At 64.1% G+C, this 8,858-nt stretch carries 8 protein-coding genes and 2 pseudogenes; 7 read left to right on the top strand and 3 right to left on the bottom strand.

Features of this window, described 5'->3' with window-relative positions:
- Together KHC27_RS20820 and KHC27_RS20815 are read right to left on the bottom strand one after the other, a co-directional pair.
- A partial coding sequence (locus KHC27_RS20820) for an NAD-dependent succinate-semialdehyde dehydrogenase (RefSeq protein WP_213341876.1) occupies positions 1–1,354 on the bottom strand: 1,354 nt, incomplete at its 3' end.
- Between the two features lie 198 nt (positions 1,355–1,552).
- Positions 1,553–1,942 carry a response regulator gene (locus tag KHC27_RS20815; RefSeq protein ID WP_213341874.1) on the bottom strand — a complete coding sequence of 130 codons (390 nt, stop codon included), beginning with the start codon at positions 1,940–1,942 and terminating at the stop codon, positions 1,553–1,555.
- Between the two features lie 316 nt (positions 1,943–2,258).
- Between KHC27_RS20815 and KHC27_RS21950 the strand changes: the two are divergent.
- The 7 genes and pseudogenes from KHC27_RS21950 to KHC27_RS20780 form a co-directional block, all read left to right on the top strand.
- Positions 2,259–3,074, top strand: a pseudogene (locus KHC27_RS21950) (chemotaxis protein CheB); the annotation flags it as partial.
- The gene (locus KHC27_RS21945; protein WP_281417131.1) at positions 3,054–4,214 is read left to right on the top strand and encodes a CheR family methyltransferase; all 1,161 of its coding nucleotides are present in this window, start codon (positions 3,054–3,056) and stop codon (positions 4,212–4,214) included. The pseudogene KHC27_RS21950 and the gene KHC27_RS21945, both read left to right, overlap by 21 nt.
- Before the next feature lie 368 nt (positions 4,215–4,582).
- Positions 4,583–5,509 carry a DUF2493 domain-containing protein gene (locus KHC27_RS20800; protein ID WP_213341872.1) on the top strand — a complete coding sequence of 309 codons (927 nt, stop codon included), beginning with the start codon at positions 4,583–4,585 and terminating at the stop codon, positions 5,507–5,509.
- Positions 5,510–5,594: 85 nt separating this feature from the next.
- Positions 5,595–5,849 (top strand): FitA-like ribbon-helix-helix domain-containing protein, encoded by a 255-nt coding sequence (locus tag KHC27_RS20795; protein WP_213341870.1) that lies wholly within the window; start codon positions 5,595–5,597, stop codon positions 5,847–5,849.
- Complete coding sequence (locus KHC27_RS20790) at positions 5,846–6,268, top strand: type II toxin-antitoxin system VapC family toxin (RefSeq protein WP_213341868.1); 423 nt, start codon at positions 5,846–5,848, stop codon at positions 6,266–6,268. The genes KHC27_RS20795 and KHC27_RS20790 overlap by 4 nt, the downstream gene beginning before the upstream one ends.
- 282 nt (positions 6,269–6,550) lie before the next feature.
- On the top strand, positions 6,551–6,718 hold the full coding sequence (locus tag KHC27_RS20785) for a hypothetical protein (protein WP_165933870.1): 168 nt from the start codon (positions 6,551–6,553) through the stop codon (positions 6,716–6,718).
- Between the two features lie 123 nt (positions 6,719–6,841).
- The gene (locus tag KHC27_RS20780; RefSeq protein ID WP_213341866.1) at positions 6,842–7,282 is read left to right on the top strand and encodes a hypothetical protein; all 441 of its coding nucleotides are present in this window, start codon (positions 6,842–6,844) and stop codon (positions 7,280–7,282) included.
- Positions 7,283–8,198: 916 nt separating this feature from the next.
- On the opposite strand, the pseudogene KHC27_RS20775 reads toward KHC27_RS20780, so the two are convergent.
- A pseudogene (locus KHC27_RS20775) lies at positions 8,199–8,804 on the bottom strand (Fic family protein); the annotation flags it as partial.
- Between the last annotated feature and the right edge of the window lie 54 nt (positions 8,805–8,858).

Raw genomic sequence — 8,858 nt, 5'->3', positions numbered from 1 at the left:
AATGCTGGCCGGATGACGATTGGAAACCCGGCCGGATGAACGTCGGAATCTGCACATAGCCGGAATTCTTGATGCCACCGAACGGGAGTTCGGCATCCGACCAGTCGATATTGTTGATGAACATCATGCCAGTCTCGACCCGGCTCGCGACGCGCTTGCCGCGCGCGATGTCCTTGCACCAGACTGAACCACCGAGGCCGAAGTCGGAATCATTGGCGAGCGCGACCGCCTCATCCTCGTTCTTGACGCGGAACATCAGCGCCACGGGGCCGAAGAACTCGTCCCGGAAGGCCGGGTTACCGGGCTTGATATCGGTGAGGATCGTCGGCTGCATGTAAGAGCCGGCCCGGTCTATGCGCTTGCCACCCAATGCCAGCTTCGCACCCTTGTCCACGGCGACTTTCACCTGTTTCAGCAACTGCAGCAGGGCTGCCTCGCTCGACATGGGGCCAAGCGTGGTCGCCTCGTCCATGGGATCGCCGGGCTTGAGGGCTTCGAGCGCTGCCTTGAACCGGGCGAGGAAGGTGTCCGCGAGGGACTCCACCACGATGAACCGCTTTGCCGCGCAGCAGGTCTGCCCGGTATTATACATCCGTCCCCAAACCGCCCACGGGATCGTGTGGTCGAGATCGGCATCCTCCAGCACGATGAAGGCGTCGCTCCCGCCCAGTTCCATCGAGGAAATCTTGAGGTTACGCCCGGCACGCTCCGCAATGCTCGCTCCCGCTGCGACGCTACCCGTCAGGCAGACGCCCTTGATGCGAGGATCATCGACGACCCTGTTGGCCTGCTCGTGCGATATGAAGAGGTTGGTATAGAGACCGACCGGGGCGCCCGCCTCGATCAGCAGCTTCTCGAAGGCGATGGCGCATTGCGGCACGATGCCGGCATGCTTCACTACGAGGACATTGCCCGCCATGAGGTGCGGTCCGGCGATGCGGGCGAGCTGGTAATAGGGAAAGTTCCACGGCTCGACACCGAAGATCACCCCGAGCGGGCTGCTTTCCATATGGGCTTCGCCGGCCGTCGGATGGAGTTCCACCGACGCGAGGAAGCGTTCGGCGTTCTTGGCGTAGTAGGCCATGATCCGCGAGCTGAACTCGACTTCCCCGCGGGCCTCGCCGATCCGCTTGCCCATCTCCAGGGTCATGGTACGCGCCAGCGGTTCGACCTTGGCGTGCAGCAGTACCGCCGCCTTGCCGATGATCGCCGCACGCTCGGCATAGCTCTTGGTCCGCCAGCTCTCGAAGCAAGTCGCTGCGGTCGTGATTGCGGCATCAAGCTGCTTGTCGGTCATCTGGTTAAAGGAATCGACCGCAATCCCGTTGAAGGGATTGGTGCTTTGATAGGTCATGGCATGTCCTTTGACGTGTCGTCGTACAAGCCAGACGAGCGGCGCGCTCTCACAAACATTGAGTTGTTGGTGCGCGTTCTCGTCCAATTATGGCCGCACACTGCACCGGGTCGGCAATGCTCGGCAGGATCGGAAACTACTCAGTTGCGGAGATGGGGAGGGTCCAGTGGGGAGCCCGCATCGATGCCGCCGCAGGGTTCAAGACGTCGGGCTGGCGGACAATGCGCGCTGGATGGCGCGCGCCAGCTCGTGTTCGAGAAACGGCTTGCGCAGCACGATGGCCCCCGACATACGCTCCTGAACCCCGATAATGTCGCCGCTGACGAAGAGATGGGGCACGAACCCGCCCCGCAATATCTCCTGCGCTGCGGCGATTCCGCTGCCCTGGCGCAACGACGCATCGACAATCATGAGATCCGGCTTGAACCGTGCCGCTGCGGCAACGGCGCCTCTCTCCGTCGTCTCGATCGCGCAGACCCTGTGACCCATCTCCGTCAACACATCTTCATAGAGCGTGCCGATAAAGGCATCGTCCTCTATGATAAGTACGCACAAGGCTCGCCTCGCGGCCTCATCGCCTGTCAGCATCGTCATCTCCGCCCCGCGGCGTCACGCCATGCGCAGGTGGAGCGTGCAACAGCACTCCCGCGACTGTCGCGCCTCGACAAGCCTGCCAGGAAAGCCTACAGAGGCGGGAACCGTCCGGTCAGGCTCGGAAACTACGCAGCTGGTCGGCAAGGTCCGCGCGACTCTTTGGTCGTGGCTACCTGCCCCATACCGTGACAAGCTGCCTTTGCTGCAACCCAGTGTGATCGTAACGATTGATTTCGATCAGAAGCTGCATCTCGAAGCGCGCTAAGTTTCAGCTACTGTCGAACTTCACCCGTGAAAGCGACATCACTTAATGGCTGCCCAGCATCCCGTTCTCGCACGCGCGCCGCCGCCCAAGGTCACGGATCGTTTTCCCATTGTCGGTATCGGCGCCTCGGCAGGTGGCCTCGATGCCTGCGCCAGATTGCTCGATGCCATGCCTGCCGATACCGGCATGGCCTTCATCCTCGTGCAGCACCTCGATCCCACCCATGAAAGCATGATGGTGGATCTCCTAGCCCACCATACCGCGATGGTCGTGGTCCAGGCGTCGGAGGGGATGCGGCTCGCACGCGACCATCTCTACATCATCCCTCCCGGCACATATCTCTCCGTCCATGCAACAGGCACGCTGCACCTGTCGCCACCGACGGCTCCCCACGGCGCCCGTCTGCCGTTCGACTTCCTGCTCCGCTCGCTGGCAGAGCAATATGGCGAGCTCGCCTCCTGCGTCGTCCTGTCGGGAACCGGCGCCGATGGCAGCCTCGGCCTCAGGGCCATCAAAGAAAGGGGCGGTCTCGTCATCGCACAGGAACCCGAAGAAGCTGGCTATGGCGGCATGCCGACAAGTGCTGTCCTCACTGGCGCGGTCGACCTCGTGCTTCCGCTGGGGGGCATTCCCGAGGCGCTGGCCAAATTCCATCGCCGGATCGGTCGCGCACATGCGGCGGTCCCGCATGGTGAGAAGAACCCTCCTAAGGATTGGCTGCCCACGATCCTCGAACGGCTCCGTACAGCCACGGTTCATGACTTCCGGCTTTACAAGGAAGGCACACTCCGGCGGCGAATCGAGCGCCGTATGGCGATGGCCTCGATGGCGGCTGACGATATGGGCTCGTATGCCGAACTGCTGAAACGCGATGGCAAGGAACTCGAACACCTCGCCACCGATCTGCTCATCAACGTCACTAGCTTTTTCCGCGATCCCGGCGTGTTCGATGTGCTGGCGAAGACCATCATTCCCGAGCTGGTCCGCAGCCACTCCATCGATCAGCCCCTGCGCCTATGGATCGCCGGATGCAGTACGGGCGAGGAAACCTACTCGCTGGCGATGCTATTTCGGGAGGAAGTGACGGCGGCTAAACGCGAGATCAAGCTGCAGATATTCGCCTCCGATGTCGATGCCGATGCGGTGGCCATCGCCCGTGAGGGGCGTTATCCCGCCTCGATCGAAGCGGAGGTTTCAACTGAGCGCCTCACCCGCTTCTTCTCGAAGGATGATCACGGCTACCAGGTGCTGCCGGAACTGCGCGCAACGATCGTGTTCGCGGTGCAGGACGTTCTCGGCGATTCGCCGTTCTCGCGCCTCGACATGGTGTCCTGCCGCAATGTGCTGATCTATCTGCGCCCCGAAGCGCAGCGGACCCTTGCAGAGACGTATCTGCGCCGACGCGGCATTACGCTTTTGCACGGAACCGGAAACCTGCGCTTTCATCCGCGCTGCTACTACAAGCCTGACGGCGGCCCGACCGAGGCCTGGCCCGCCATGACCGCCGCCGTCACCGATCTAACCGGCAGGATCACCGGAGTACACCGCACCTGGCTCGCACCCGACGGTTCGGACAAGGCTCCGATCGACACGCCGCGCAAGGCGATGGGTGATCTGCTGGGGTCTACCGTTCGCATAGGTGTGCCCAGCAGCGTGATGGCGGCAGGCGAAGGCATCGAGACCATGCTGTCGCTCCGGCAGATCCTGCCCAACATGGCGATGGCGCCCGCGCTCTCGGCAGCGCATCTGGCCGCCATCCTGTTCCCGCCTGCCTTGAGGCGGCTTTATATCGTCCGCGACAACGATCCTGCCGGTGACGCGGCGCGGGACACGTTGATCGAACGGGCGAATGCCGAGGGCATCGAGGCCATTCCATTGTCGCCAGCACTCGGGGACTTCAACGAGGATCTCCAGCGGCTCGGTAGGGATGCCCTCCGGATGGGTGTTCGGCTGCAGCTCGCCCCGGAAGATGTCGTGCGCTTCATGAGCCCGGCCCCATAGGCGGAACGGGCTAAACCGCGAGACGTGGCTGCCATACCCGCAAGGATGCGTCAGCCCACGGAAAGGACCGCGCCTTGCGCCTTCGAGAGGGCGATCGGCCATCAGCCGGGCCGGATCGGCAATGGCTGCCGCCGACGATTTTCCGGCGCGGCTTTCGGGCCGCTTTCCATCGCGAGGCAAAATCGCCGGCTTGTCGCCATCCTCCGCTGCGCTTCGGCCCTGTGCGCTTTTTCGGCATGGTCTTGTCCCGAAACCGGTTCCCACTTTCGGGGACCATGCCCGCGCTCCGGGTGCAGGTCCGTCCCGCCCGACGGCTTCGTCGCCATGAAGGCCGCCACGGCAAGCGGTCCAAGCCGACGGAGCATCCCATGAGCGCGCATGACGACCACGAGCCGCACCACGTCTCATCCCCGACCGACCACCTGATCCAGGAGTTGCAGCTCCACGGCCATCGTCCTTCCGAGGACGAGCGCGACCAGCGCCCACCACCGGAAGACCGCCTCATCGAAGGCGCCGTTGCCGACATCTTCGACGCCCTGGTCGCCACGATCACCGACACCAGCCTCGATGCCGACCTCCCTGATCTCCTCTGGTCGACCGTCAACATGTTCCACCGCGCCGTGGACCGGATTGAGCAGAAGCTCGACGACAACGAGCAGACCCAGAAGCAGCTTCAGCGTGAACAGGACGGCTCCGAGGTGAAGTCTCTCGAGCTCGAGCGCCTAATCGACATCGGCATGAACCTGATCGGCCGGCGCGACGGCCTGGAAAGCTTCCGCGAGGCCGCCGCCGACCGCTACCGTATCGCCGCCGGCTCGCCCTGGACGCCACGGGCCGGATCACGGGTCAACCATCGCCACCTCACCGCATCGCTGATCGACAGCCGGGATTTCCTCGCGGCCAGAAGGCGTGCCGATACCGAGGTGCTTGTGCCCGCCGGGCCGAAGATCGCCTTCTCTGGCGGCGACACCGCCGATCACAGGCAGATCTGGGCCAAGCTCGATCAGATCCACGCCAAGCACCCGGACATGGTGCTGCTGCATGGCGGCTCCTCAAAGGGCGCCGAGAAGATCGCGTCCCTCTGGGCCGACAGCCGCAAGGTGCCGCAGGTGGCCTTCAAACCTGACTGGACGAAGCACGCCAAGGCCGCGCCCTTCAAGCGCAACGACCAGATGCTGAACGTGGTGCCGATCGGAGTCGTGATCTTCCCCGGCACCGGCATTCAGGACAATCTGGCCGACAAGGCCCGTAAGATGGGCATCCCGGTCTATCGGTTCGGCTCCGGCGGCGCATAAGCGCTGCCCGACCCGCCATCTTGAATATGATAGCAAATTATCTATTTTGCTATCAACGCTATCAGCCTTACTGGGAGGCGCCATCATGCCCGCAGTGACAATCCGCAACCTCTCCGAGGCGACGCACCGTGCCCTCAAGGTGCGCGCGGCCCAGCATGGCCGCAGCACCGAAGCCGAGATGCGCGACATTCTCGAGACCGCCGTTCGCCCTGACACGCGCCTCCGGCTCGGCACGGCGCTCGCGGAACGCAGCCGCCGGCTTGGCCTAACCAATGAGGATATCGACGCCCTCAGCCCGGCGCGCGACAGCACGCCCGCCGAGCCCATGAGCTTCGAATGATCCTTCTCGACACCAATGTCATCTCGGAGGCGATGAAGCCCGTCCCCGACGATACCGTGCGGGCGTGGCTCGACGAGCAGGCGGCCGAGACGCTCTATCTCTCCAGCGTCACCATCGCCGAACTGTTGTACGGCATCGGTGCGCTGCCCGCGGGCAAGCGCAAGGACCGACTCACCGAAGCCCTGGACGGGGTGATGGAGCTGTTCGCCGACCGTGTCCTGCCGTTCGATGTCGCTGCCGCACGACGCTATGCCGACCTCGCCGTGAAGGCGCGTGCGGCCGGCAAGGGCTTTCCGACGCCCGACGGCTATATCGCCGCAATCGCAGCCTCCCGGGGCTTCGCTGTGGCCACGCGCGATACCAGCGCCTTCCATGCCGCCGGTGTGGCGGTCATCAATCCGTGGAACATGCAACGCTGACGGCTTGCCACGGGCGGCAGGTGTTAGACCTGCCAACCCGGCAGAAGCGACCTGCGCAGCAACCCACCATCACGGTCTCTTGACCGGACGCCCACCCCCGCTTCACGACGCTGATCCTTGGGTCCAGCCGATGGCCTGACGCCATCAACCCATGAAGGGTCGGACTACGCTGCGCGTGCCGCCGCTCCGGCTGCGCCGCACGCGGTGATTGCGGCCAGCGGCCGGCCTTTTCGGGCGCCTGTCAGCGGGGGATGGACCTCCGCTCGCGCAGGAGCCAGGTCGATGTCCGCCCAGATCGCTCACGCCTTCGCCTTCAGCCTCGCCACCACCCTGATGGCCACCGTCGTCATCTTCCGCGCCGGCGACGGCACGCTCTCCGTCGCCCCGGCGGCCGAATATGACGGCGACGAAGCCGCCATCGTCCGCGAAATCGACCCCTTCGACTCTTGAGAGGCGAGCGGGCGGCCATGAACGGCGGAGACGGCGTGCGCTCGTGCTCTGACGCCAACGCCAATCCCGCCGGTGCATCGTGGTGGTGGAGGCGCTTCGATCTGATTTTATGGAGCCGCCCCCATGATCTTCATCGGCATTCTCCTCAGCATGGCGACGATCGCATTCTTCTGCTGGCTGCTCTTCACGCTGGCGGTATTCGCATTGCCGCTGTTTGCGGGCATCACGGCGGGCACATGGGCCTATGGCACCGGCGCCGGATGGCTCGGCGCTATCGTTGTCGGCTTTGCTGCCGCAGCCCTGGCCTTCGGCCTGGGCAGTTTCCTACTCTCCGCCATCCGTACGACCTGGGCGCGCCTGCTCATCGCCGCCGCATTCGTCGTCCCGGCTTCAGCGGCAGGCTTCCACGCCACCCATAGCATCGTGAAGCACACCATGCCCTGCCAGACGTGGCAGATGGTGTTTTCGATCCTCGGAGCCGCCGCCGTTGGCATTGTCGCCTTCGTGCGCATCACCGGAATGAAGACGTTCGGCCCTTCTGACGGGCACAGCTCCCCTTCCTGAAACCGCGATTTACGTTCGCCGCATCAGATAGCAAACGGCACAGCGTCCGCGTCAACCGGCTGGGCCGGGAGGGAGCGGAGATCCGGCGCGCCGGCTTCTCCCTCCGATGCGGCAAGATTGGTGCGCCTGGAGGACGACAGCCGCGTCGCAGTCGAAAGGCCCCCCAAGGGCAAAGCATTCGCGACGTTGGCGGAACAGGGAATGCGCAACTTGGCCAAGGTCAAGGTATCGTCCGCCGATGCTGGCCGGACGGGTCTCTATCTCCGGCGCGAGGCCAAACCGTCTCCCTCATCCATCCGCCCGTGCCCGCTCCAAACGGCCTCTTCAATGGCCTGATCTGGCCGAAGGACGGCTGCGCCTCGAGCGCCTATGCCACAACGGCTGGTCCCGACTTTCTTCCCCTGCCGACGCCCACCCCGCGCGCTGCGCGGGGACCCTGGATCGCCGTCATTCCTCGCGCAGCAACAAAGTCGCGCCTGCGCCGTCCTCCGCTGCGCTGCGGTCGCAACATGATCTTCATGGTGACGCTTTAGGGCACGGATGCTTTCTCGAAAAGGAACCTTCGATGGGAAAGCGAGGCAAAATTGGCCGCGCGGCGCGTATTGCCAGGGGGCTTTCCCGAAACCTGTTCCTGAACGTGTTTTCCCGAAACTGCCGGTTGGAGACGGAGAAACGGGACTACTTTGCGATAAGGAATGGCCGGTTTCGGAAGCGTGTCGCGATCCGCTAAACGGCCGGACTGGGGTCGGCTGCAGAACGGCCGCTATCTGCACAGCGGCAGCCAAAACCGACCAGTCCGCTCCCGGCCCCAAATCGGCCATTCATCGTCCCCGCAGCTAACGTCGGCTTCTGGCGCATCCTGCAAGTTTGAGGGGATGCCGTGCCGAAGGCGACCGAAAGAGCCCGAACAGTTGCGTCACATGCCGCCATCGCCCGACTTTGCCGCCGTCCCCTGCAGGTTCAGGTAGTAGCGCGTGTATCGGCGCTCGCCGGTTCGCGTCAGGGCGCCTTGTTCCACCAGATCGTGCAGATCGCGCGTGGCGGTGGGGCGTGAGGTGCCGGTGATCGCGAGGTAGTTCTCCGCGCTCAGGCCGCCCGTGAAGCCGCCGGGGCCCTCACGGAACAGGCGGGCGATCACCTTTTCCTGCCGTTCGTTCAACTTGTCGCGGAACCGATCATAAAAATGCGCCTTGGCGATGTGGAAGGCGACGCGGCCGAGCGTCGTCTGCTGGGCCGCGATGATCGTTTCCGCAAAATAGACCAGCCAGTCCGTGACATCGAGCGTCTGCTGATGGATCTCGAGCTGGTCGTAATAGGCCTTGCGATGCTGCTCGATGGTATGGGCGAGAGCGATCAGCGTCGGTTGCCCGATGTTCTGGGCGAGGGATTTTTCCGCCAGCGTTCGCCCGATGCGGCCATTGCCATCCTCGAAGGGATGGATGCTCTCGAAATAGAGATGCCCGATCCCGGCCCGGGTGAGTGCTGGCAAGGGCGTTCCACCGTCCGGGGCCGAGCCATTGAACTGCAGATTCCGACGTTCATCCGGCCGGGTTTCCAATCGTCATCCGGCCAGCAT

Origin of the sequence: Ancylobacter lacus (assembly GCF_018390635.1) — a bacterium.
In the GTDB taxonomy this organism is placed as follows: Bacteria; Pseudomonadota; Alphaproteobacteria; order Rhizobiales; family Xanthobacteraceae; genus Ancylobacter; species Ancylobacter lacus.
Note: the sequence above shows the minus strand (reverse complement) of the source record. Positions and strands in the feature narration are given on the sequence as shown.

What these genes read in the sequence shown, in the direction of transcription:
- KHC27_RS20815 (WP_213341874.1), bottom strand. Translation starts at nt 1,942, where the DNA reads ATGCTGACAGGCGATGAGGCCGCGAGGCGAGCCTTGTGCGTACTTATC.
- KHC27_RS21945 (WP_281417131.1), top strand. Translation starts at nt 3,054, where the DNA reads ATGGGCTCGTATGCCGAACTGCTGAAACGCGATGGCAAGGAACTCGAA.
- KHC27_RS20800 (WP_213341872.1), top strand. Translation starts at nt 4,583, where the DNA reads ATGAGCGCGCATGACGACCACGAGCCGCACCACGTCTCATCCCCGACC.
- KHC27_RS20795 (WP_213341870.1), top strand. Translation starts at nt 5,595, where the DNA reads ATGCCCGCAGTGACAATCCGCAACCTCTCCGAGGCGACGCACCGTGCC.
- KHC27_RS20790 (WP_213341868.1), top strand. Translation starts at nt 5,846, where the DNA reads ATGATCCTTCTCGACACCAATGTCATCTCGGAGGCGATGAAGCCCGTC.
- KHC27_RS20785 (WP_165933870.1), top strand. Translation starts at nt 6,551, where the DNA reads ATGTCCGCCCAGATCGCTCACGCCTTCGCCTTCAGCCTCGCCACCACC.
- KHC27_RS20780 (WP_213341866.1), top strand. Translation starts at nt 6,842, where the DNA reads ATGATCTTCATCGGCATTCTCCTCAGCATGGCGACGATCGCATTCTTC.